This is a genomic window from Microbacterium gawkjiense, assembly GCF_031932225.1.
Taxonomy (GTDB): Bacteria; Actinomycetota; Actinomycetes; order Actinomycetales; family Microbacteriaceae; genus Microbacterium; species Microbacterium gawkjiense.
In genome coordinates, this window is record NZ_JAUZVV010000002.1 from 530816 (window position 1) to 552886 (window position 22071).

20 protein-coding genes and 2 tRNA genes are annotated in these 22071 nt (G+C 70.7%); 7 read left to right on the forward strand and 15 right to left on the reverse strand.

All coding sequences use genetic code 11. The annotated features are described in order from the left end of the window. Positions 1-88: 88 nt before the first annotated feature. A complete protein-coding gene (locus Q9S71_RS10720; protein ID WP_311862301.1) occupies positions 89-1405 on the forward strand; it encodes an O-acetylhomoserine aminocarboxypropyltransferase/cysteine synthase family protein in 1317 nt (438 codons plus the stop codon). After that, positions 1402-2712 carry an LLM class flavin-dependent oxidoreductase gene (locus Q9S71_RS10725; RefSeq protein WP_311862302.1) on the forward strand — a complete coding sequence of 437 codons (1311 nt, stop codon included), beginning with the start codon at positions 1402-1404 and terminating at the stop codon, positions 2710-2712. The genes Q9S71_RS10720 and Q9S71_RS10725 overlap by 4 nt, the downstream gene beginning before the upstream one ends. An 8-nt stretch (positions 2713-2720) precedes the next feature. On the opposite strand, the gene Q9S71_RS10730 is transcribed toward Q9S71_RS10725, so the two are convergent. Beyond that, positions 2721-3806, reverse strand: a complete 1086-nt coding sequence (locus Q9S71_RS10730) for a TerC family protein (protein WP_311862304.1) — start codon at positions 3804-3806, stop codon at positions 2721-2723. A gap of 104 nt (positions 3807-3910) precedes the next feature. Here Q9S71_RS10730 and Q9S71_RS10735 point away from each other — a divergent pair, with 104 nt between their 5' ends. Both Q9S71_RS10735 and Q9S71_RS10740 read left to right on the forward strand, forming a co-directional pair. Next, positions 3911-4471: an RNA polymerase sigma factor gene (locus Q9S71_RS10735; RefSeq protein ID WP_253035161.1), complete on the forward strand. Its 561-nt coding sequence runs from the start codon at positions 3911-3913 to the stop codon at positions 4469-4471. Continuing rightward, positions 4468-5526 (forward strand): DUF4349 domain-containing protein, encoded by a 1059-nt coding sequence (locus tag Q9S71_RS10740; protein WP_311862307.1) that lies wholly within the window; start codon positions 4468-4470, stop codon positions 5524-5526. The genes Q9S71_RS10735 and Q9S71_RS10740 overlap by 4 nt, the downstream gene beginning before the upstream one ends. A 61-nt stretch (positions 5527-5587) precedes the next feature. Here the strand turns inward: Q9S71_RS10740 and Q9S71_RS10745 are convergent. Next, positions 5588-5663, reverse strand: a tRNA-Glu gene (locus Q9S71_RS10745). 114 nt (positions 5664-5777) lie between these two features. Between Q9S71_RS10745 and Q9S71_RS10750 the strand changes: the two genes are divergently transcribed. Then, the gene (locus Q9S71_RS10750) at positions 5778-6416 is read left to right on the forward strand and encodes an MBL fold metallo-hydrolase (RefSeq protein ID WP_311862308.1); all 639 of its coding nucleotides are present in this window, start codon (positions 5778-5780) and stop codon (positions 6414-6416) included. Between the two features lie 71 nt (positions 6417-6487). Here Q9S71_RS10750 and Q9S71_RS10755 read toward each other — a convergent pair whose 3' ends face one another. The 5 genes from Q9S71_RS10755 to Q9S71_RS10775 all read right to left on the reverse strand — a co-directional run bounded on the left by Q9S71_RS10755 (position 6488) and on the right by Q9S71_RS10775 (position 11496). Further along, the gene (locus Q9S71_RS10755; protein ID WP_064001929.1) at positions 6488-6757 is read right to left on the reverse strand and encodes an HPr family phosphocarrier protein; all 270 of its coding nucleotides are present in this window, start codon (positions 6755-6757) and stop codon (positions 6488-6490) included. A 34-nt stretch (positions 6758-6791) separates the two neighbouring features. Beyond that, positions 6792-8855 carry a PTS fructose transporter subunit IIABC gene (locus Q9S71_RS10760; RefSeq protein ID WP_311862309.1) on the reverse strand — a complete coding sequence of 688 codons (2064 nt, stop codon included), beginning with the start codon at positions 8853-8855 and terminating at the stop codon, positions 6792-6794. Continuing rightward, positions 8848-9828 (reverse strand): 1-phosphofructokinase family hexose kinase, encoded by a 981-nt coding sequence (locus Q9S71_RS10765; protein WP_311862310.1) that lies wholly within the window; start codon positions 9826-9828, stop codon positions 8848-8850. Before Q9S71_RS10765 ends, Q9S71_RS10760 begins: the two co-directional genes overlap by 8 nt. After that, positions 9825-10607 carry a DeoR/GlpR family DNA-binding transcription regulator gene (locus tag Q9S71_RS10770; RefSeq protein WP_311862311.1) on the reverse strand — a complete coding sequence of 261 codons (783 nt, stop codon included), beginning with the start codon at positions 10605-10607 and terminating at the stop codon, positions 9825-9827. Before Q9S71_RS10770 ends, Q9S71_RS10765 begins: the two co-directional genes overlap by 4 nt. Before the next feature lie 115 nt (positions 10608-10722). Then, entirely contained in the window at positions 10723-11496 is a 774-nt protein-coding gene (locus tag Q9S71_RS10775) for a hypothetical protein (RefSeq protein WP_064001925.1), read from the reverse strand. Positions 11497-11618: 122 nt separating this feature from the next. On the opposite strand from Q9S71_RS10775, the gene Q9S71_RS10780 reads away from it, so the two are divergent. Further along, the gene (locus Q9S71_RS10780; RefSeq protein ID WP_311862312.1) at positions 11619-13631 is read left to right on the forward strand and encodes a DUF262 domain-containing protein; all 2013 of its coding nucleotides are present in this window, start codon (positions 11619-11621) and stop codon (positions 13629-13631) included. 6 nt (positions 13632-13637) lie between these two features. On the opposite strand, the gene Q9S71_RS10785 is transcribed toward Q9S71_RS10780, so the two are convergent. The 8 genes from Q9S71_RS10785 to Q9S71_RS10820 all read right to left on the reverse strand — a co-directional run bounded on the left by Q9S71_RS10785 (position 13638) and on the right by Q9S71_RS10820 (position 21433). After that, a complete protein-coding gene (locus Q9S71_RS10785) occupies positions 13638-13853 on the reverse strand; it encodes a hypothetical protein (protein WP_217530051.1) in 216 nt (71 codons plus the stop codon). Between the two features lie 84 nt (positions 13854-13937). Further along, positions 13938-14009, reverse strand: a tRNA-Gln gene (locus Q9S71_RS10790). Positions 14010-14100: 91 nt separating this feature from the next. Beyond that, positions 14101-15615, reverse strand: coding sequence for a glutamate--tRNA ligase (gene gltX, locus Q9S71_RS10795; RefSeq protein ID WP_311862313.1), 1515 nt, complete (start codon positions 15613-15615; stop codon positions 14101-14103). 42 nt (positions 15616-15657) lie between these two features. Further along, positions 15658-16893, reverse strand: coding sequence for an MFS transporter (locus Q9S71_RS10800; protein WP_311862314.1), 1236 nt, complete (start codon positions 16891-16893; stop codon positions 15658-15660). Beyond that, the gene (locus tag Q9S71_RS10805) at positions 16886-17653 is read right to left on the reverse strand and encodes a fumarylacetoacetate hydrolase family protein (RefSeq protein WP_311862315.1); all 768 of its coding nucleotides are present in this window, start codon (positions 17651-17653) and stop codon (positions 16886-16888) included. The genes Q9S71_RS10800 and Q9S71_RS10805 overlap by 8 nt, the downstream gene beginning before the upstream one ends. A gap of 3 nt (positions 17654-17656) precedes the next feature. Further along, a complete protein-coding gene (locus tag Q9S71_RS10810) occupies positions 17657-18751 on the reverse strand; it encodes a branched-chain amino acid aminotransferase (RefSeq protein WP_217530058.1) in 1095 nt (364 codons plus the stop codon). A gap of 49 nt (positions 18752-18800) precedes the next feature. Then, positions 18801-19853, reverse strand: a complete 1053-nt coding sequence (locus Q9S71_RS10815) for a 3-isopropylmalate dehydrogenase (protein ID WP_311862316.1) — start codon at positions 19851-19853, stop codon at positions 18801-18803. A 32-nt stretch (positions 19854-19885) separates the two neighbouring features. Beyond that, entirely contained in the window at positions 19886-21433 is a 1548-nt protein-coding gene (locus Q9S71_RS10820; RefSeq protein ID WP_311862318.1) for an MFS transporter, read from the reverse strand. A gap of 65 nt (positions 21434-21498) precedes the next feature. Between Q9S71_RS10820 and Q9S71_RS10825 the strand changes: the two genes are divergently transcribed. Beyond that, positions 21499-22041 (forward strand): TetR/AcrR family transcriptional regulator, encoded by a 543-nt coding sequence (locus Q9S71_RS10825; protein ID WP_311862319.1) that lies wholly within the window; start codon positions 21499-21501, stop codon positions 22039-22041. Positions 22042-22071: the final 30 nt, after the last annotated feature.

Sequence of the window (22071 nt, forward strand, 5' to 3'; positions counted from 1 at the left end):
GAGCCGGCGGCGTAACACCGCGTCTCACGATCGGTGGCTCCGCGGCGCCCCGTGGCACGCTGTGTGCCCTGAGGGACAGGAGACGACGATGACGGAGCGGACCACCGGAGGGTTCACGACGCGACAGGTCCACGTGGGGACGGATGCCGCGACGGCGACCCCGCGCGCCCTGCCGATCCACCTCACGGCAGGCTTCACCTTCGACTCGTTCGACGCCGCCGCCGCCCACTTCGGTGCCGGCGACGGGTACGGGTACACCCGCACCGGCAACCCCACCGTCGACGCCGTCGAGCGCAAGCTCGCGTCGCTCGAGGGCGGTGCCGAGGCGGTCCTCCTCGCGTCGGGACAGGCCGCCCTCGCCGTCGCGTTGCTCGGGCTCGTCAGCGCCGGATCGCACATCGTCAGCTCCACGCACATCTACGAGGGCACCCGCGGCCTGCTCGTCGACAACCTGGCCCGACTCGGGATCGAGACGACCTTCGTCGACGACATCCACGACCCGGATGCCTGGCGCCGCGCGATCCGCCCGGAGACGCGCGTGCTCCTCGGCGAGTCGATCGCCAACGCCCGTAACGACGTCCTGGACATCGCGGCGGTCGCCGCGATCGGCGACGCCGCCGGCATCCCCCTCATCGTCGACAACACGTTCGCGACGCCGTATCTGCTGCGTCCCCTCGAACACGGCGCCGCGATCGTCGTCCACTCGGCGAGCAAGTTCCTCGCCGGGCAGGGCGCCGTGCTCGGCGGCGTGATCGTCGACGACGGACGGTTCGACGCTTCCCGTTCCGGCCACCTCTTCCCGCACCTCGTCGGGAGCGGCGCGGGCACGCCGAGCGTCTGGGAGCGCTACGGCGGGCGCGCGCGCATCGCCCACCTGCGGGAGAGCGTCGCACCGCGGTACGGGCCGACGCCCTCCCCCTTGACCGCATTCCTCATCGGTCAAGGCATCGAGACGCTCAGCCTCCGCGTGCAGCGCCAATCGGAGAACGCGCTCGCCGTCGCCGGGTGGCTGGCCGACCGCCCCGAGGTGGCGTCGGTCGACTACGCCGGGCTCGCCTCGCACCCCACCCACGACCTCGCGCGGACCTCCCTCCGCGGCGGGTACGGCTCGGTCTTCACCGTCACGCTCCGCGGCGGGCTGCCGGCTGCGCGGGCGTTCGTCGAAGCGGTCTCGGTGATCACCCACATGACGCACCTCGGCGACGTCCGCTCGCTCGTGCTGCATCCGGCGACGACCAGCCACGCCCGGCGCTCCCCCGCCGAGCACGCGACCCTGGGCATCCACCCCGGAACGCTGCGGCTGTCCATCGGCATCGAGGACCTCGACGACCTGCTGGCCGACCTGGACCAGGCGCTCGCGGCGGCGGCATCCGCCGTCCGGGACGATGCGGCGGTGCTCGCATGAGCCGCCCGCAGCACTTCGGGTGGTTCCTCGCGCGCGGCTTCGGCCCGCACGGATGGGGCCACCCGTACCTCGACTGGGGGTACGACTGGACCTCCCCCGCGCTGTACCAGGACGCCATCCGGACCCTCGAGCAGGCGGGGTTCGATCTGCTCATCATCGAGGACGCGCCGTCGCTGGGTTCGGCCGAAACGATCGACCTGCGGGTGCGCCAGGCCTTCGGCGGTCCGAAGCTCGACCCCCTGCTGCTGGCTCCCTACCTGTTCGCGGCGACCGAACGCATCGGGATCGTGCCCACGGTGAACCCCGCCGCAACCCTCCCGTACACGGCGGCCCGGCAGTTCGCGACGCTGCAGCACCTCAGTGGGCACCGGCTCGGACTCAACGTCGTCACCGACACCGGCAGCGCCCGCCACTTCTCGACCACTCCGCAGCTCGGTCACGACGCCGCGTACGACCGCGCCGAGGAGTGGATGTCGGCGGTACGGGCGCTCTGGCGGAGCTGGCCCGACGGAGCGCTCATCGCCGATCCCGCCGCCGGTCGGTACGCGGACGGGACTCGGCTCGAACCGACGATCCACCGCGGTGAGTACTACGCGTTCGACGGCCCCCTCAACGCGATCCCCTTCACCGACGGGGAACCCGTCATCGTCTCTCCGGGCGGCTCACCGCGGGGCCTCGGCTTCGCCGGGGCGAACTCCGACGTGCAGCTCGCTCTCGCGCCGATGACCGAGGACTCCGTCCGCGGCTACCGCAGCCGCATCCACGACGCCGCGGTGGCGGCGGGTCGGCTGGCCGAGGACATCACGATCCTCTTCGCCATCCAACCGATCGTGGTCTCCTCCGCCGAGGAGGCGGACCGGATCGTCGCCGCCTCGCTCGAACCGGACGAAGCGACGCTCCGACGGATCGCGGAACGGCAGTCGAGCGACCTCGAGACGGACCTGACGACCCTGGACCTCGACCGGCCCCTGGATCGGGGGATCTTCGGGGATCACGTCTCGCACGGCAGCATCCGCCGACTCGTGGGCGACCACGACGACGACGCACCCCTGCGACGGATCCTCGCGGCGCACGCACGCCTCGGCCGTCTGAGCGACGGCTCCGGCTGGGTCGGGACCGCCGACGAGCTCGCCGACCGCATCGAGGAGTACGGCGCGTGGGGCAACGACGGCGTGCTGCTCTGGGGCGACCTGCACCCCGTGACCGTGCACCGCACGCTCGACGAGCTCGTCCCGATCCTGCGACGCCGCGGCATCCTGCGCCGGGAGTACGAACCGACCCTCCGGGCGAACCTGCGACCGTTCTGAGGCGCCCCTCAGTCCTCCCGCGACGGGCGGGGGTCGACGGTCGAAGGCGTGCCCTGCTCGGCGGCGACGTCCTCGGCGTGGCCGACGGGCGTCGGTCCCGTCGCCGGAACGGGCTCGCGCAGCCCCTCTCGACGCGCAGCGACGAGACTGGCGACGGTCGCGACGACCATCGAGGCCACGATCACCCCGAGCGACACCCACGTGGAGATCTCGGGCGCCCACTCGATGTGCTCGCCGCCGTTGATGAACGGCAGCTCGTTCTCGTGCATCGCGTGCAGGACGAGCTTGACGCCGATGAAGGCGAGGATGAACGCGATGCCGAAGTGCAGGTACTTCAGCCGGTCGAGCAGACCGCCGAGCAGGAAGTAGAGCTGCCGCAGGCCCATCAGGGCGAAGATGTTCGCGGTGAAGACGATGAAGGCGCTCTGCGTGATGCCGAAGATCGCGGGGATCGAGTCGATCGCGAAGAGCAGGTCGGTCATGCCGAGGGCGGCGAACACGATGATCATCGGCGTGAAGACCTTCTTGCCGTCGATGACGGTACGCACCTTCGCGCCGTCGTACTCCTCGCTGATCGACATGCGACGGCGGAGCAGGCGGACGACGAAACTCTCTTTCTTCTGCTCGTCCTCGTCGTCCTCACTCGAGAAGGCCTGCTTCCAGGCCGTGTAGATGAGGAAGAGCCCGAAGAGGTAGAAGACCCAGCTGAACTGCTCGATGATCGCGGCACCGAGGAGGATGAAGATGCCGCGCAGGATCAGCGCGATGATGATGCCCACCATCAGCACCTTCTGCTGCGCCGCGCGCGGCACGGAGAACTGGCTCATGATGAGGACGAATACGAACAGGTTGTCGATCGACAGGCTGTACTCCGTCAGCCAGCCGGCGACGAACTGACCGGCGTAGTCGACGTCCGTCACGACCAGCATGATCAGCGCGAACACGAGCGCGAGGGCCACGTAGAAGACGACCCAGAGCGTCGACTCCTTCGTCGAGGGGACGTGCGGACGCTTGATGATCAGAAGCAGGTCGGCGACGAGGATGAGCGTCAGCACGACCAGCGAGCCGACCTCGAACCAGAGGGGGAGCTCCATGAGGGCCTTTCATGCGGGGGCGTCCCCCAGAGTACCTTTTGAGGTGCCTGAGACGATCCCCCGCGACGCGACACTCCCCCATCGACAGAACGAACGAGGATGCCATGGCCGACCCGCTCGCGAGGCGTGACGCGGACCTGGTGGCCGCCGCCGCGGGTGGCGATCAGCAGGCCTTCCGCGAGCTTTACCGCGCCTACGCGAGGCCGGTGTACTGGCTCGCCCATGGCCTCCTCGGGAACACGGCCGATGCGGAGGATGTCATGCAGGAGACCTTCCTGGTCGCGTGGCGGCGACTGCCGACGCTCGATCTCGTCAGCGAATCGCTGCTGCCGTGGCTCGTCACGATCTGCCGGTTCCAGAGCGCGAACCGGATGCGGCGGCAGCGCCGCGACCGGCTGCACACCGCCGGGGCGGTCGAGGAGACGCTCCCGGCTACCGTCGACGTCGAGGATCAGGTGATCGGCGGGGACCTGGCCGAGCGTGTGATGGCGGAGCTCGGGACCCTCTCCCCCCTCGACCAGCAGATCTTCCGGTTGTGCGCGACGGAAGGCTACGCGTACGCCGCCGCCGCCGCGGAGCTCGGGATCTCGCACGCGGTCGTCCGCAACCGCCTCTCGCGGGTGCGCACGAAGCTGCGCGCCGTCGTCGGAGCGGAGGGATCATGACAGGGCCCGACCTCGAGCTCCCCGAGCTCACACCCGAGCGGCAGGACGACATCGAGGCCGCGCTGTTCGCCGACATCCGCGCCGAGGTCTCGCGCTCGACGGAGCAGTCGCAGCGCCGGCGGCGTCGCGCCTGGGGGTTCACGGGCGCCGCGGCCGCGGTCATCGTGGTCGCCGGGTTCGTCGGACCCGCTCTGAGCGGCACGGGGGCGAGCAGCAGCGCGGGCGGATCCGTGGGGCTGTACGACGAGGGTGCCGGCGGTGCCGTCGCACCCGAAGCGAACGGGGACCTCGGGGGCGACGGGGGCGGTGGCGCGGAGGAGAACGGCTCGACCGCCGCCACCGGGCGCGAGGTCGTCGCGACCAGTTCGACCGTCCTCGAAGCAGGAGACCCGGCCGCCGCCGCCAGGGAGATCGGTGACCGGGCCGACGCGGCCGGCGGGTACGTCGAGTCGATGAACGTCTCGGCTGCGCCGTCCGCGGAGTCGTCGGGCGACGTCGCGACCTCCTCTGGGGACGGCACCTGGATCACCGTGCGCGTGCCGGCGGACACGCTGAGCGACTTCCTCGCCGATCTCGACGACGTGGGCGAGGTCCGGTCCTCGGAGATCTCGCGAGAGGACGTCACCGCCCAGTCGACCGACCTCCGCGCACGGATCTCGGCGCTGCAGACCTCCGTCGACCGCTTGGAGTCGCTGATCTCGGACGCAGCGACCACGGCCGACCTGCTGACCGCCGAGGAGGCGCTCTCGCAGCGACAGGCGGAGCTCGACTCGCTGCGGGCGCAGTCCGACGCGCTGGCCGACGACGTCGCCCTCTCGAGCGCCACGATCACCGTCACCGAGCCGGGTGAGGTCGTCGCCGCCGACCCGCAGGGTTTCGGCGACGGTTTCGCGACCGGATGGAACGCGCTCGTCGCGACAGTGAACGGAATCGTCCTCGGTCTGGGATTCCTGCTCCCCTGGCTCGTCGTCGCCGGCATCGTCCTCACCGTCGTCCAGGTGGTGCGCCGGGCACGACGCCGAGCACGGGTGCGGAGTGGATCGCCGGAGGCCTGAGATCCCGCGACGCGCCGAAACGACGACACCCCCGACCTGGTGGTCGGGGGTGTCGTCTGTCTGGTGACCCCAGCGGGATTCGAACCCGCGTTACCGCCGTGAGAGGGCGGCGTACTAGGCCGCTATACGATGGGGCCGTACTTTTCCGTTCCCTCCCTGCGGAGGCAACCGTTCAATTATGCATGACGTTCACAGCGGTGCAAAATCGGGCCGCCCTTGCCACAGCCCGCCCTGCTGAGTTGACTGGGACGATGCGCGTCACGAAGCACGAACATGCCTGCCTCCGCCTCGACAGCGAGGGTAAGACCCTCCTCATCGACCCCGGTTCCTTCACCCTGCCCCTCGACGATCTGAACGGTCTGGTCGGCGTGATCCTCACGCACGAGCACCCGGACCACTGGACCCCCGCCCAGCTCGACGCCGTCCTCTCCCAGGCGCCGGGTGTGCCGATCCTCGGCCCGGCCGGTGTCGTGGCCGCGGCATCCGACTACGACGTCACCGCGGTGGACGTCGGCGACGAGGTGGAGATCGGACCGTTCCGGCTCCGCTTCTTCGGCGGCACCCACAGCGTGATCCACGAGTCGATCCCCGTCATCGACAACCTCGGCGTCCTCGTGAACGACGACTTCTACTACCCGGGCGACTCCTACGCCGTCCCCGAGGGCGTCGAAGTCGGTCTGCTCGCGGCCCCCGTCGGCGCCCCGTGGCTGAAGATCGGTGAGGCGATCGACTACGTGCTCGCCGTGAAGCCGCGCCGCGCCTTCGGCACGCACGACATGACGCTCTCCCGCGCGGGTCTCGCGATGCACCGTGACCGGCTGAAGTGGGCGACGGAGCAGAACGGCGGCGAGTTCCTCGAGCTCGAGCCGGGAGACTCGACCGACCTCTGACCCGACCACGGAAACGACGGATGCCGCGGGGCTTGCGCTCCGCGGCATCCGTCGTTCGTGGGGGTCGAGCCTCACTCGGCGTCGTGATCCGTCTCGATGAAGGCGACGAGCTTGTCGAGCGCCTCCTCGGCGCCCTCGCCCTCGGCCTTGAGCGTGACGACCGTGCCCTGCGTCGCACCGAGACCCATCAGGGTCAGGATGCTGCCGGCGTTCTGGTCGGGGCCACCGGGAACGGCGATCGTGACGGGAACGCCCGTCTCCTTGACCGCCTGCACGAAGAGCTTTGCGGGGCGGGCGTGCAGTCCGGAGCTGCTCGCGACGGTTGCGGTCCGTTCGGCCATGGTGGATCTTCCTCCTTGAGTCGGTGTATCGAGACTATGCCGTGGCGGCGACGGCGGGCACATCCGCCTCGATCGGGCGGCGGCGGACGAAGCGCTTCAGGACCACGACGGCGACGGCGCTGACGACGGTGCCCGCCGCGATCGCGACCAGCCACAGCCAGAAGTTGTCGATCGCGAAGAAGACGAACACGCCGCCGTGCGGAGCGCGGGAGGTGACCGCGAAGGCCATCGACAGCGCACCGGTCACGGCACCGCCGAGCATCATGGCCGGGATGACACGGAACACGTCGGCAGCCGCGAAGGGGATCGCCCCCTCGGAGATGAAGGCGGCGCCGAGCAGCCAGGCGGCCTTGCCGTTCTCGCGCTCGGGCGCCGTGAACAGCTTGCGGCCGAGGACGGTCGAGGCGAGCGCCATCGCGAGCGGCGGGACCATCCCCGCAGCCATGACGGCGGCCATGATCTGCAGGTAACGCTCGTCGCCGGCGATGCCCGCCGCGAGGTTCGCCGTCGCGAAACCGTACGCGACCTTATTGACCGGGCCACCGAGGTCGAAGCACATCATGAGACCCAGGATGATGCCGAGCAGGATGACGCCGGCCCCGGTGAGCCCCGCGAGCCAGCCGTTCAGCGCGACCGTGAGTGCGGCGATCGGTCCGCCGAACACGAGCAGCAGGAGCCCGGAGGCGAAGATCGACCCGAGCAGCGGGATGATGACGACCGGCATGAGGCCGCGCAGCCAGCGTGGTACGTCGAGGCGGTTCAGCCACCACGCCGCGAGGCCGGCGAGCAGACCGCCGACGATGGCGCCGATGAATCCGGCGCCCATGAACACCGCCGTCGCACCCGCGACGAACCCGGGCGCGATGCCCGGACGGTCGGCGAGACCGTAGGCGATGTAACCCGCGAGGGCCGGCACGAGGAAGCCGAAAGACAGACCACCGATCTGGAACGCCACCGCTCCCAGGTAGTACAGGAGCCCCTCGGGCGGCAAATTCGCCAGTGTGAAGTTCTGCAGCGTGTACACCGCGTTGTTCACCGTCTGGCCGTCGGCGGTGTTGGCGATCTCATAGCCGGCCATCGCGAACCCCAGCGCGATCAGCAGACCGCCGCCGGCGACGAACGGGATCATGTAGCTGACACCGGTGAGGAGCGAGCGCTTGATCGCCCCGCCCAGAGAGGTCGGTGCGGCCGCGGACGCCGTGCTCGCCGTCGCCGAACCCGACACGCGCGCGGCGTTCGGGTTCTTCGCGGCCGCGACGGCCTCGCGGATCATCTGGGCGGGCTGCTCGATCCCGCGCTTGACCCCAGCCCGGACGACCGGCTTGCCGGCGAAGCGCGCCTGCTCGCGGACGTCGACGTCGACGGCGAAGATGACGGCATCGGCCTCGTCGATGATGCGCTGGTCGATCGCCTTGTAGCCGCTCGATCCCTGGGGCTCGACGGTGAGGTCGACACCCTCCTTCTGGCCGGTCGCCGTCAGGGCGTCGGCGGCCATGAAGGTGTGGGCGATGCCGGTGGCGCACGCCGTGACCGCGACGATGCGCGCGGGGCGGCCGTCGATCAGGAGCGCGTCGTCGGCGGAGGCGGCGGCGGCCGGTGCCGCAGCGCGCGCCTCGGCGCGCGAGGCGGGGGCCTCGGCGGCGGGCACGTCGGAGATGGCGTCGCGGACGATGGCGACGACCTCGTCGGGGGTCGATGCGGCGCGCAGGCCCGCCGTGAAGTCGTCGCGCATGAGGCTGCGGGCGAGCTTGGAGAGCACGGCGAGGTGCTCCTCGGCGGCGGTGTCGGGAGCGGCGATGAGGAAGACGAGGTCGGCGCCGCCGTCCTCGGCACCGAAGTCGACGCCGGGGTTCAGCCGCGCGAAGGCCAGAGAGGCCTGCGTGACGGCGGCGCTCTTCGCGTGCGGAATGGCGATGCCGCCGGGCAGGCCGGTCTCGTCCTTCTCCTCGCGCGCCCAGGCGTCGTCGGCCAGGCGGGCGCCGTCGGTGGCCCTCCCCTGCGCCGCGACGCGCTGGGCGAGGGCGTCGATGACGGCGCGCTTGTCGGCGCCGAGCGGCTCGTCGATACTGACGAGTTCCGCGGTGATGATCTCAGTCACGGTGACCTCCAGTGGTCGGGTTGTCCTGCGAGAGGAGTCGCACCGGCACCGCGCCGGTCGACAGGTCGTGGGGGGTGGGAGGTTGGGTGCCCGGAAGCGACGCAGCCGCGGATCCGTAGCGGATGCCGGAGCGCAGGCGCTCCTCCGGTGCGGCGCCGGTCGTCTCGGCGAGCAGGTAGCCGGCGAGCGAGCTGTCGCCGGCCCCCACTGTGCTGCGCACGCGCGTCGGGGGCGGTGTGCCGTGCCACGCGCCGTCGGCGGTGACGAGGACGGCTCCGTCGCCCCCGAGCGTCACGAGGGCGACGGCGACGGATGCCGGGACCAGCCGGCGCGCGATCCGCGCGACGGCGTCGGGGAGCTCGAGCTCCGCGTCGAGGCCGCGACCGGTGAGTTCGGCGAGTTCCTCGTCGTTGGGCTTGATCAGGTCGGGGCGCCCGGCGGCGACGACGGCGGCCAGGGCAGGCCCCGAGGTGTCGACCGCGATGCGCGGAGCGGAGGGTCCCCAGGCCGCACGGACCGCCTCGATCACGCTCACGTAGTAGTCCACGGGCAGGCCCGGCGCGAGCGATCCGGCGAGCACCAGCCACGACGCGGCCTCCGACGCGGCGACGACCGCGGCGGTCAGGGCTGCGGCATCCTCTTCCGTGAACGCGGCGCCCGGCAGGTTCAGCTTCGTCGTGGTTCCGGCGTGGTCGGCGATCGTGATGTTCGCGCGGGTGGCGCCGTCGTGGGCGACGGTCCGCGTCGGGACGCCGGTGGCCGCCAGGGCGCCCGCGAACGGATCGCGGGGATCGAGCGGCAGGACGGCGAGGGTGGGACGGGATGCCGCGGCGACCACCCGCGCGACGTTGATCCCCTTGCCGCCCGCATCCTCGCGGACGCCGAGCGCGCTCTGCACCTCGCCCACCTGCAGGGGCGCGGCGAGGGAGATCGTGCGATCGAGGGACGGGTTGGTGGTGAGGGTGACGATCACGCGACCTGCACCTCCACGTCGGCGTCGCGGAGTGCGGCGGCGAGGGCTCCCGTCGGCGCCGTGTCGGTCAGGAGGACGTCGACGTCCGTCAGCGACGCGAACGAGACGAGGAGCTCCGCGTCGAACTTGTCGCCGTCGGCGACGACCACGATGCGGCGGGCCGACGCGACGATGGCGCGCTTGACGGCCGCCTCGTCGGGATCCGGCGTGCTGAGGCCGAATGCGGCGGAGACGCCGTTCGTGCCGATGAAGGCGATGTCGGGCCGGAGTCGGCCGATCGCCTCTACCGTCTGCGCTCCGACGGCGGCTGCGGTGAGCCCGCGCACCCGCCCGCCGATCGCCGTCAGTCCCACGGCGGGGGCGCCGGCGAGGATGTGGGCGACGGACATGGAGTGCGTGACGACCTCGAGGTCGCCGGCGGGGTGCGGCCCGGTCGCGAGGAGCTGGGCGATGGCGCCGGTCGTCGTGCCGGCGTCGAGGTAGAGGGCGCCGTCGAGCTCGGCGCCGAGCAGGTCGACTGCGGCACGGGCGATGGTCTGCTTCGCGCCGCTGCGCTGTCCCGCCCGCTCGGCGACCGAGACCTCGGCGGTGCTCGCGCGAGCCCGGTGGACGGCGCCGCCGTGGACGCGGCGGACGAGGCCGACACGCTCGAGGGCGGCGAGATCGCGACGGACCGTCTCGGTGGTGACCCCGAAGCGGTCGGCGAGGTCGAGAACGGCGACGCGCCCGTCCGTGGCGATCAGCTGCTCGATCTGCTGCTGGCGCTCCGTTGCGTACATGTGGTCCTCCTCGAACAAGACCACACGTTACAACACAAAACCACACGAAACAAGAACCGCTTACGCGACGACGCCCCCGGGCCGAGGACCGGGGGCGTCGTCGGGGGGAAGCGAGTCAGGCCTCGCTCATCGCGAGGACCTCGCGCTGACCGCGAGCCGCGAGCGCGGCGGCGCGGGCGGCGATGCGCCGCTCCTGCTCGGCCTGCGCGGCGTCGATGGTCTCCTGGTCGAGCGGAACGCTCTCGACCTTGTTCACGCCGTTGTACTTCTCCATGTAGGCGTCGAGCTCGGGGCCGGACTCCCACGACGTGATGAGGCAGTACCGCGGGGCGTCGCCGGGGTGGTAGGCGGCGTGCCACAGACGCTGCGTGTCGATGACGAGCTGCGCGCCGGCGGGCAGGGCGATGCGGGTTTCGCCGCTCGGGTCGGTGCGGTTGTCACGCAGGACGAAGAAGCTGTCCTTGTCGTCGGTGAGGTTGAAGAAGCTCCGGACGACCCAGCCGGTGCCGTCGGGGTTCAGCCGATTGTTGTCGTCCTGGTGCAGGTTGTAGAGCGCGTCTGCGTAGGTGTTCGGCTGCAGCTCGATGATGCGGCAGCGTCCGACGTTCGAGCCCGGCTCGAGCGCGCGCTCGGTGAGCGTGGGCGCCTTCTCGGTCTGCGAGGGGATCCAGACACCGTCCTTGTCGGTGCGCGGCGGCTGGTGGTTCCAGAAGCCGTTGCACTCGATCTCACCCTTGGCCGAGGCGAGCGGTGCGAAGCGGGTGTCCCCCGACGACTTCCAGTCGACGTACTCGACGTCGAGCCATTCCTTCGGATCGATGTGCTTGCCGTACATGTCGAGGACGGCGTAGCCGGTCTCCTCGAGCAGAGCACTCTTGATGTAACCCATGCGGATCAACCTTTCTGTCGGGCGAGCGAAGTTTTTACAGGCCCGACTTAGGCAAGCCTACCTAGGCGTTCTGGGAGCGTCAGTAGACTCGACCGGGAAATTCGAGGAGCGATTCGAGGAACATGAGCAGCGCCACGAACGTCGATGCGACCGCCGTCAACACGATCGATTGGCTCTCCGCCTCGGACACCACGATCGTCGTGCCGGTCTATCAGCGGCAGTACCGCTGGGACATCGGCGGGTGCGAGCAGCTTCTCGGCGACATCCGCGCCGCAGCCGCAGGTGAAGACGGTCACACGCACTTCATCGGCTCCATCCTCTCGACCGCCAGTACGTCGGCGGAGGACGACGCCCACCTCGTCCTCATCGACGGGCAGCAGCGCGTCACGACGCTGATGCTGCTGGTCGCGGCGCTCCACCACACCCTCCGCGACGACGATCCGGGCCTCGCCGCCGAACTCGAGGCGGTGCTGGTGCGTCACGGCGAGCCGGCGCGGACGAAGCTGCGTCCCCACCGCGCCTGGGCGGACGTCTTCGAGAGCGTCGTGCTCGACCGCCGCTCCCCCGCCGACACCGACCGCGTGTCGCGCTTCGATGACAACTACGCGTTCTTCCGGAGCCAGATCCGGCCCGACGAGGCCGCCGACATCTGGCGCGGCCTGCGCAAGCTGGAGCACGTGTCGATCACCCTCGGCGGGCAGGCGAACGCGCAGCAGATCTTCGAGAGCCTCAACTCGACGGGCGAACCGCTGCGCGACCACGAGCTGATCCACAACTACGTGCTGATGGGCCTCACGCACGCCGAGCAGAGCGAGATCGAGAACGAGTACTGGCTCGCGATCGAGGCGAACACGGGCGAGCAGATCGGTGCCTTCTGGCGGGACTACCTCGTCATGCTGACAGGGCGCGAGGTGCTCGTCGAGGGCGAGCGCGGTGTCTACGACGCGTTCCGCCACGAGTTCCCGCGCTTGGATCGGACGACGCTGCGTGCCTCCGCGCAAGAGTGGCGTGAGCTGTCGGAGATCTACCGGCTCCTGCTCGAACCGGGCTCGGCGACGGATGCGGGCATCGCACGCCATTTCGCCGCGATCAACACGCTGGGCCGCGGCATGTATCCCCTCGCGATGCGGCTGTACCGGGACCACCTGCACGGTGAGCTCTCGGCATCCGATCTGTTGCTCGCCCTGACGCATGTGGAGTCCCTGCTGCTGCGCCGGACCGTCGTCGGCCTGTCCGTAGACCGGCTCGTCGCGCGCTTCTGCCGCGCGGCGGATGAGGGGATGGAGGCGCTCGTGCTCGCCATCGCCCGCATCACGCCCTCGGACGAGCGGACCCGGGTGGGTCTGCGCTACGGCGAACTTCCCCACGCGGGTTTCGTCCTCGCGCGCCTGGCGGAGGTCGACGACGACGCGGACGTCGTCCTCGAGCACGTCCTCCCCGCGGCGCCCTCCGACGAGTGGACCGGCGACGGTGCCCGGCGCTGGGCCGACCTCAGCGACGACGAACAGAACGCGCACCGCGCCCTCGTGAACACGCTCGGCAACCTGACGCTCCTCGAGGAGGACGCCGCCGATCGGGTGTTCGACGCCTCCTTCCCCGCGAAGCGAAGTGCCTACGCGTCGAGCGGCCTCGAGTTCACGCGTCGGATCGCGGATGCCGAGACCTGGACGACGGCTCGGATCGCCGAACGCACCGAGCAGCTGACCGCGCGCTTCATGGACGCGTGGCGCCGCCCCGCCGTGGTGGGGATCGACGACGACAACCTCACGCCGATCCTCGACGCCAAGAAGCGGCGCGGCTGGCCCCGCGGCTGGCAGCGCGAGTTCGACTACGTCGAGTACCGCGGCGAGCACTGGGACGTGCGGGACGTCCGCTACCTGTTCAACCGCGTGTTCGCGAGGCTCTGGGCCGACTCGCGGCAGAGTGTCGTCGACTACAGCGCCCGCCAGGGCGGACCCGTGTACCCGGCGATGGCGTGGAACGGCCAGTGGGACACCCTCGACGAGGGGCGGTACCTCTACCTCGGTTGGGATTCGAAGTACATGCTGACCGCCGTGCAGGGCGTGCTCGAAGAGGCCGGGTGGGCCTCGGAGGTCTTCGTCAAGTACTCCTACATCGGCGACGCGATGCGCTGAGCAGGGTCAGTCCCCGTCGGCGCCGTCCGGCTCGGGTGCGGGATCGACGGGGATCTCGATCCACGTCGCCGTGGCGGGCGACACGGAGAGCAGGTCCGGAGACCAGTCCGAGACCGCGGGCCCGTCTCCCAGCCGCTCCACGGGGTTTCGTGGCTCCATCGGTTCGGCGGGGAGCCCTGCCCATTCCGACGGTTCTTCGGGTCGCTGCGTGAAGAGTCCCATGCGACCATTGTGCGCCTGTTGCGCTGATCCGCGCACCGGTTCCAGCAAAGCAAAACCCCCGCCGGAGCGGGGGTTTTCTACTTGCTGGGGTACCTGGACTCGAACCAAGAACAACTGAACCAGAATCAGCCGTGTTGCCAATTACACCATACCCCACCGGGTTTCAACCGGAGTCGTACCGAGGATCAAGCTTAGCCCACGGTGCGGCCCCGGCCAAACCGGACGCGCATCCCGAGCGCGTCGCGTCTCAGCTGCGCTCGGCGCGCAGGCGCTCGAGACGGTCGAGCGTGACGGACTTGCCCAGCAGCTCCATCGACTCGAACAGCGGCGGCGAGACGCGCCGGCCGCTCAGTGCGACGCGCGCGGGTCCGTAGGCGACGCGGGGCTTCAGGCCCAACCCGTCGATGAGGGATGCCGCCAGTGCCGCCTGGATCGCCTCGGCGGTGAAGGCGTCCTCCGGCACCGCCTGCAGCGCGTCGATAGAGGCGGCGAGCACCTCGGCGGTGTTCGCGGGTAGTCCCTTCACCGCGTCCTCGTCGTACGCCTCCACGTCTCGGAAGAGGAATCCGAGCAGCCCCGGAGCGTCGCCGAGCATCTGCATCCGCTCCTGGACGAGCGGGGCAGCCTTCGCGAGCAGCTCGCGCTGCGCGTCGGTGGGAGGCGTGCTGACGACGCCGGCGCCGACCAGGTACGGGACCAGGCGCGACGCGAAGTCGGCGGGGTCCAGCATCCGGATGTGGTCACCGTTGATCGACTCGGCCTTCTTCTGGTCGAAGCGGGCGGGGTTGGGGTTCACGTTCACGATGTCGAACGCCTCGATGAGCTCCTGGCGCGAGAAGACGTCGCGGTCCGGCGCGATCGACCAGCCGAGGAGGGCGAGGTAGTTCAGGAGCCCCTCGTGGATGAAACCCTTCTCGCGCTGCAGGAAGAGGTCGGCCTTCGGGTCGCGCTTGGAGAGCTTCTTCGTGCCCTCCTCGCCCAGCACGAGCGGCATGTGCGCGAAGCGGGGCACGAAGGTCGTCACCCCCGCGTCGATGAGCGCGCTGTAGAGGGCGAGCTGACGGGCGGTGGAGGGCATGAGGTCCTCGCCGCGGAGCACATGGGTGATCCCCATCAGGGCGTCGTCGACGGGGTTGGTGAACGTGTACAGCGGCACGCCGCCGGCGCGCACGACGACGAAGTCGGGGAACGATCCGGCCGGAAAGGTGACCTCGCCGCGGATGAGGTCGACGTAAGTGACGTCCTCGTCCGGCACGCGCAGTCGCCAGGCGGGCTCGCGGCCCTCGGCGCGGAACGCGGCCTTCTGCTCGTCCGTCAGCGTGCGGTCGAAGTTGTCGTAGCCGAGTTGCTTGGCGCGGCCGGCGGCCTCGTTGCGGGCGTCGATCTCCTCGGCCGTCGAGTACGACTCGTACACGGCGCCGGTCGCGATCAGCGTGTCGAGCACCTCGCGGTAGATGTCGTGGCGCTGCGACTGCCGGTACGGCTCGTGCGGGCCGCCCTTCTCGACGCCCTCGTCCCAGTCGATCTCGAGCCAGGTCAGGGCGTCGACGAGCTGGCGATAGCTCTCCTCGCTGTCGCGAGCGGCATCCGTGTCCTCGACGCGGAAGATCATCTTGCCGCCGGTGTGCCGCGCGTACGCCCAGTTGAACAGGGCGGTGCGGACCATCCCGACGTGCGGGAGCCCCGTCGGCGAGGGGCAGAACCGGACGCGGACGTCGGAGCCGGAGGCGGTCGTAGTGAGAGGGTGCGGTGCAGTGGACATCGCCGTCAAGTCTACGACCGGCGCCGCTCCCGCCCCGCGCCCTCAGCGCCGGGCGTAGGGCGAGAGGACGGTGATCGCGGCGACCACCGCAAGGGCGACGAGGGCGAGCCCGCCGTAGCCGATGAGGCTCAGGATGCCGCCCGCGAGCACCGATCCGATCGCCGCCGACAGCGTCATCGCCGTGTCGCTGCGCCCCTGCCTGCGGGGACGCAGTTCGGTCGGCGTCGCCTCGGTCAGCAGCGCCGCGCCGCCCACGGTCGCCGCGCTCCACCCGAGACCGAGCAGCAGCAGGGCGATCAGGACCGCGGTGGGCGAGTTCGGGGCGACCGCCGCCGTCACGAGGGACGCGGCCAGGATGCCCTGCCCCAGGAGGATCGTCTGCAGACGCCCCCACCGGTCGGCCAGGATGCCGAAGACCGGCGACAGCCCGTACATCCCGAACACATGGAGCGCGATCGTGACGCCGACGATCGTCGTCACGTTGCGGGGGTCGAGGTGGGAGAGGTGCACCGGGGTCATCGCCATGACGGAGGCCATCGTCACGTGCGAGCCCGCCACCGCGAACACGGCGTAGCGGGCGACGACGGGACGGTCCGGCTCGTCGATCTGCGGGTCCCGGGGATCGCGCGACCGCGCGACCTGCTGCGCGACCTTCAGCGGGTCGGGGCGCAGCGCCACCAGGTAGAGCGCCAGGGCGAGGGTCTGCGCGACGATCGAGAACGCGTACGAACCCGTGAGGGGCGGCATTCCGAGCCATCCGCCGACGGCCTCCCCCGGTGTGAGCATGAGCGGACCGACCACGCCCCCGACCGTGGTCGCCCACACGACCGTGCCGAGGTCGCGCCCCCGCCGCCCCTGCCCCGAGAGGTCGGTCGCCGCGAACCGGGACTGCAGATTGCCGGCGTTGCCGGCGCCGATGAGGATCACGCCGACCAGGAGCAGGGGGAAGGCGCGGAGCGCCGCGGCCGTGATGACGACCGCGATCCCCACGAGGGCGAGCAGGTTGCCGAGGGTCAGCGCCCGGCGCCGCCCCTGCGCCGCCGCGAGCCGGGCGAGCGGGATCGCGCAGAGCGCGGCGCCGAGGGTGACGGATGCCGTCGCGAACCCCGACAGTGACTCCTGGCCCGACAGGTCGGCAGCCAGGAGCGCCCCCAGCGACACCGTCGCGCCGAACGCGACACCGCCGAGGACCTGCCCCGCCGCGAGGACGGTGACGGTGCGCCGCTGGATGCGCGCGACATCGGTCGTTGTGAGGGAGAGCAGTCCTTCTTCAGGCATTCCGCGCCGTGTTGCGCAGGATGCCGAGGCCCGAGATCTCCACTTCGAGGACGTCGCCGGCGTGGAACTCGCCGATCCCGGCCGGCGTACCGGTCAGGATGACGTCGCCGGGCAGCAGCGTGAACGCCGCCGAGGCGTAGGCGATGATGTCCGGTACCGTGTGGACCATGTCGGAGATCGGACCGTCCTGACGGACCTCGCCGTTCACGCGCGACACGATGCGCGCTCCACCGTCGAGGTCGAACTCGGTCTCGATGATCGGTCCGAGCGGGCAGAACGTGTCGAATCCCTTGGCGCGGGACCACTGGCCATCCGAGCGCTGCAGGTCGCGCGCCGTGATGTCGTTGCCGATCGTGTACCCGAACACGTAGTCGAGCGCCTTGTCGGCGGGGACGTTCTTCGCGACCCGCCCGATGACGACGGCGAGCTCGCCCTCGTAATCGGTGCGCTGCGACTGCGGCGGCCGCACGATCGCGTCGTCGGGGCCGATCACGGACGTGTTGGGCTTGAGGAACAGCAGCGGTTCGGTGGGCGCTTCCCCACCCATCTCGGCGGCGTGATCACGGTAGTTCTTGCCGACGCAGACGATTTTCGAGCGCGGAATCGAGGGCGCGAGGAGCGTGATCTCGGCGAGCGGGATCCGCTCACCCGTCGTCTCGAACCCGGTGAACATCGGGTCGCCGGCGAGCTCGACGACCTCCTTCTCGTCGATGATCCCGTAGCGGATGGCCTCGTTGCGGCTGTAACGGACGATGCGCACGGATCAGCCGTCCAGCCGGGTGAGCCAGCCGTGGACGTCCTCGACACGCCCGTACTGGATATCGGTCAGGTGCTGGCGCAGCTCGAGGGCGAGCGTGCCTGTGGGCTGCGCGTCCTCGAAGCCGGAGGCCTTGAGCGCGCCGATGGGGGTCACCACGGCGGCGGTACCGCACGCGAAGACCTCGACGATCTCTCCCGAGGCGACACCCTCACGCCACTCGGCGAGGGAGACGGCACGTCGCTCGACGCGGTGCCCGCGGTCCTCGGCGAGTCGGAGGATCGAGTCACGCGTGATGCCGGCGAGGATCGACTCCGACTCGGGGGTCACGAGGGTGCCGTCCTTCATGACGAAGACGACGTTCATACCGCCGAGCTCCTCGACGTTGCCGTCCTCGTCGAGGAAGACCACCTGGTCGCAGCCCTTCTCGTACGCCTCGGCCTGCGGCAGGAGGCTCGCGGCGTAGTTGCCGCCCGTCTTGGCCGCGCCGGTGCCGCCCTTGCCTGCGCGGGCATAGTCCTCGCTCAGCCAGATCTTCACGGGGGTCACGCCGCCCTTGAAGTAGGCACCCGCGGGGCTCGCGATCAGGTAGTAGGCGACCTTCTCGGCCGGGCGCACACCGAGGAACGCCTCCTTCGCGAACATGAACGGCCGCAGGTAGAGGCTCTGGTCGGCGCCCGAGGGCACCCAGTCGCCGTCGACGGCGATGAGTTCCCGCAGCGACTGCAGGAAGTACTCGACGGGGAGCTCGGGGAGCGCCATGCGGCGTGCGGAGCGCTGCAGGCGCCGCGCGTTCTCCTCGGGCCGGAACGTGTGGATCGAGCCGTCCGCGTGACGGTACGCCTTGATGCCCTCGAAGATCTCCTGGCCGTAGTGCAGCACGGCGGCGGCGGGCGAGAGCGAGATCGGGCCGTACGGCGAGACGCGGGGACGGTGCCAGCCGCCCTTGGACGACCAGCAGATGTCGACCATGTGGTCGGTGAAGTTCGTGCCGAAGCCAGGGTTCGCGAGGATCTCCTCGCGGGCGGACGGCGAAGCGGCAGCCAGGTTCTTCGTCACCGAGAAGGTGAGGGGGGCTGCGGTCGAGTCGGTGAGGGTCATGTCAGTCCTGTTCCTCGCGCGGCGTCTGCGCGGCGCGCATCCACTCAGATTACGCCCGGAGGCGTGCGGTGATGGCGTCGCCGACCTGCGCGGTCGTGCGGGCGGTGCCGTCCCTGCTCTCGATATCCTCGCGGGCCGCGCGGGTGACGCGCTCGGCCTCGCCCTGCAGTCCGAGGTGGTCGAGCAGCAGGGCGACGGAGAGGATCGCAGCGGTGGGATCGGCGATCTGCTGTCCGGCGATGTCGGGCGCGGAACCGTGCACGGGCTCGAACATCGACGGGAACGCGCCGTCGGGGTTGATGTTCCCCGAAGCGGCGAGGCCGATGCCTCCGGTGACGGCGCCGGCCAAGTCGGTCAGGATGTCGCCGAAGAGGTTGTCGGTGACGATCACGTCGAAGCGGCCCGGGTTCGTGACCAGGAAGATCGTCGCCGCGTCGACGTGCAGGTAGTCTACGGCCACGTCCGGGTGCTCCGCGGCCACCTCGTCGACGATCCGCTTCCACATGCCGCCGGCGTGGACGAGCACGTTGGTCTTGTGCACGAGGGTCAGCTTCCGACGGCGCTTCTGCGCCTGCGCGAAGGCGAACCGGACGACCCGCTCGACCCCGAACGCCGTGTTCACGGAGGTCTCGTTCGCGATCTCGTGCGGCGTGCCGGTGCGGATCGAGCCGCCGTTGCCCACGTAGGGGCCTTCGGTGCCCTCGCGCACCACGACGAAGTCGATCTCCCCCGGCTCCGCGAGCGGACCCGAGGCACCCGGGTACAGGACCGACGGGCGGAGGTTGACGTAGTGGTCCAGCGCGAAACGCAGCTTGAGCAGCAGGCCCCGCTCGATGTTCGCGTCCTTCAGACGGGGGTCCCCCGGCATCCCGCCCACGGCACCGAGGAGGACCGCGTCGTGCGCGGCGATCGCGGCGAGGTCCTCGTCGGTCAGGGTGTCACCCGTCTCGAGGTAGCGGGCGGCGCCCAGGGAGAACCGGGTCTTCTCGAACGTCACCTCGGCTCCCTCGATCACGGCGTCGAGCACCTTCTCGGCCTCTGCGACGACCTCCGGACCGATGCCGTCTCCGGGGATGACGGCCAGCTTCACGACGCGCGACATCGCTCTCCTCGTTCTCGGGGGAACCCGCGCGGTCAGTCCTCGACGCGCGGGGTGCGGGTTCCCTTCAGCGTAGTGGCCGCGATGACGGCCGCGCAGACGACCAGGACGGCTCCGATGATCGAGGTGACGCCCACGCCCGCATCGAAGGCGGATGCCGCGGCCTCGACGACGCGGTCGCCCAGCGCACCCGGGAGTCCGTCCGCGACGGTGACCGCGCCGCCGAGCGTCTCGCGCGCCGCTGCAGCCGCGCCCGCCGGCACACCGTCCGGGAGGACGAGTCCGGCGCGGTAGAGGGCGGTGAGGATGCCGCCGAGCACCGCGGTCCCGAGCACGGCACCGAGCTCGTACGCAGTCTCGGACACGGCGCTCGCCGCTCCCGCCTTCGCGGGCGGCGCGGTGGCCAGGATGAGTTCGTTGGACACCGTCTCGGCCGCACCGATGCCGATGCCGAGCAGGGCGAAGGCGGCGATGAGGATGCCGAGGGCCGCGGCATCCGTCGACACCGCGATCACGACGTACGCCGCGACCGACAGGGCGAGCGCGACGGGGACGACCACCCGGGGCGACACCCGGCGGGAGACCGGCACGACGGCGAGACCCGACACGATCATGAGCGCGAGCCCGGGCACGAGGGCGAGGCCCGCCTGCAGCGGGCTCAACCCGACGATCAGCTGCAGATGCTGGGTCACGAAGTAGAGGAAGCCGACGAGGGCGACCACGCTCAGCAGGTTCACGAGGAGCGCGCCGGTGAACGCGCCGCGACGGAACAGGCGCATGTCGAGCATCGGGCTCTCGGAGCGCAGCTGGCGGCGCACGAAGATCCACCCGAAGGCCAGCCCGACGAGCACGAGCACCAGCGGGATCGGCCCCGGACCGTGGACGGCGACCTCCTTGATCGCGTAGACGACCGGCACCATCGTCGCCATGCTGAGGACGATGCTGACGGGGTCGATGCGACCGGGGTGCGGGTCGCGACTCTCGGGCACGAGGAGGGGCGCGAGCACCAGCAGCGGGATGAGGACCGGCACGGCGAGCAGGAACACCGAACCCCACGCGAAGTGCTCGAGGAGCACACCGCCGACGATCGGTCCCAGCGCGGATCCGGCCGAGAACATCGATGCCCACACGGCGATCGCGAGGCGTCGCTGGTCGCGGTCGGTGAAGATGCTTCGCAGCAGCGACATCGTCGACGGCATGAGCATCGCGCCGAACAGGCCCATCGTCGCGCGTGCGGCGATGAGGAGCTCGGCCGAGGGGGCGAAGGCAGCCAGCGCCGACACCGCGGCGAACCCGGTCGCGCCGATCATCAGCATGCGGCGGCGGCCGAACCGGTCGCCCAGCGATCCCATCGTCACGAGGAGGCCGGCGAGCACGAGCGGGTAGACGTCGATGATCCACAGCTGCTGCGCGCTCGTCGGGGTCAGGTCGCGCGCGATCTCGGGCAGCGCGAAGCTCAGCACCGTGTTGTCGACCGACACCAGGAGCACAGGCAGCATCAGCACGGCCAGCGCCGCCCACCCGCGCCATCCCTGGCGCGTGCCCGCCGCATCGGTCGTTCGGATCTCTTCCGTCAACGTCATCATTAGTACACCGTCCAGCCGGTATAGTAACAGAGTCAGGCGCTCACCCGCGAGAGGATCGGAGCATGGGCAGACCACCGAAAGCCAAGGAGAGCGTCCTCGACGCGTTCGAGGCGGCGCTCATCGACGGCGGCGCCCGCGGCGCGACGATGGAGGCCGTCGCCGCCGCCGCCGGGGTCTCCAAGGGCGGCCTGCTCTACCACTACGCGTCGAAGGACGCGCTCGAAGCCGCGCTGCTGGAACGGATGAGGCGCCTCGTCGAGATCGACGTGGAGGACATGCTCCGGGCTCCCGAAGGCGTCGTCGCGGCCTTCGTGCGGACGTCGGTGCACACCGGGTCGCCGTTGGATCGAGCCATCATCGCCGCGTCCCGCCTGGCGCAGACCGGCCACGCCGAGGCCTCCGACGCCCTGCGGCGGGTGCGGGAGCTCTGGGAGGAGGCCCTCCGCCCCCACACCCGAGACGAGACCGCGCTGCAGCTCGTGCTGCTCGTCAGCGACGGCCTGTACTTCAACAGCGCGCTCGCGACGGGCGCGATCCCCGGCCCTCTCCCCCGCGGCGCCGAGCTCGACGCGCTGATCGCCCTTGTCGAGCGCGCCGCGCGCTAGCCGCATCCGCTCCCCTGTCGCAAACCGCCG

Excerpts from the sequence above, each read along its gene's own strand:
- Q9S71_RS10780 (WP_311862312.1), top strand. The coding sequence starts at position 11,619 with ATGAGCAGCGCCACGAACGTCGATGCGACCGCCGTCAACACGATCGAT.
- Q9S71_RS10740 (WP_311862307.1), top strand. The coding sequence starts at position 4,468 with ATGACAGGGCCCGACCTCGAGCTCCCCGAGCTCACACCCGAGCGGCAG.
- Q9S71_RS10750 (WP_311862308.1), top strand. The coding sequence starts at position 5,778 with ATGCGCGTCACGAAGCACGAACATGCCTGCCTCCGCCTCGACAGCGAG.
- Q9S71_RS10770 (WP_311862311.1), bottom strand. The coding sequence starts at position 10,607 with ATGTACGCAACGGAGCGCCAGCAGCAGATCGAGCAGCTGATCGCCACG.
- Q9S71_RS10730 (WP_311862304.1), bottom strand. The coding sequence starts at position 3,806 with ATGGAGCTCCCCCTCTGGTTCGAGGTCGGCTCGCTGGTCGTGCTGACG.
- Q9S71_RS10775 (WP_064001925.1), bottom strand. The coding sequence starts at position 11,496 with ATGGGTTACATCAAGAGTGCTCTGCTCGAGGAGACCGGCTACGCCGTC.
- gltX (WP_311862313.1), bottom strand. The coding sequence starts at position 15,615 with ATGTCCACTGCACCGCACCCTCTCACTACGACCGCCTCCGGCTCCGAC.
- Q9S71_RS10735 (WP_253035161.1), top strand. The coding sequence starts at position 3,911 with ATGGCCGACCCGCTCGCGAGGCGTGACGCGGACCTGGTGGCCGCCGCC.
- Q9S71_RS10755 (WP_064001929.1), bottom strand. The coding sequence starts at position 6,757 with ATGGCCGAACGGACCGCAACCGTCGCGAGCAGCTCCGGACTGCACGCC.
- Q9S71_RS10820 (WP_311862318.1), bottom strand. The coding sequence starts at position 21,433 with ATGACGTTGACGGAAGAGATCCGAACGACCGATGCGGCGGGCACGCGC.
- Q9S71_RS10825 (WP_311862319.1), top strand. The coding sequence starts at position 21,499 with ATGGGCAGACCACCGAAAGCCAAGGAGAGCGTCCTCGACGCGTTCGAG.
- Q9S71_RS10800 (WP_311862314.1), bottom strand. The coding sequence starts at position 16,893 with ATGCCTGAAGAAGGACTGCTCTCCCTCACAACGACCGATGTCGCGCGC.
- Q9S71_RS10810 (WP_217530058.1), bottom strand. The coding sequence starts at position 18,751 with ATGACCCTCACCGACTCGACCGCAGCCCCCCTCACCTTCTCGGTGACG.
- Q9S71_RS10815 (WP_311862316.1), bottom strand. The coding sequence starts at position 19,853 with ATGTCGCGCGTCGTGAAGCTGGCCGTCATCCCCGGAGACGGCATCGGT.
- Q9S71_RS10725 (WP_311862302.1), top strand. The coding sequence starts at position 1,402 with ATGAGCCGCCCGCAGCACTTCGGGTGGTTCCTCGCGCGCGGCTTCGGC.
- Q9S71_RS10720 (WP_311862301.1), top strand. The coding sequence starts at position 89 with ATGACGGAGCGGACCACCGGAGGGTTCACGACGCGACAGGTCCACGTG.
- Q9S71_RS10785 (WP_217530051.1), bottom strand. The coding sequence starts at position 13,853 with ATGGGACTCTTCACGCAGCGACCCGAAGAACCGTCGGAATGGGCAGGG.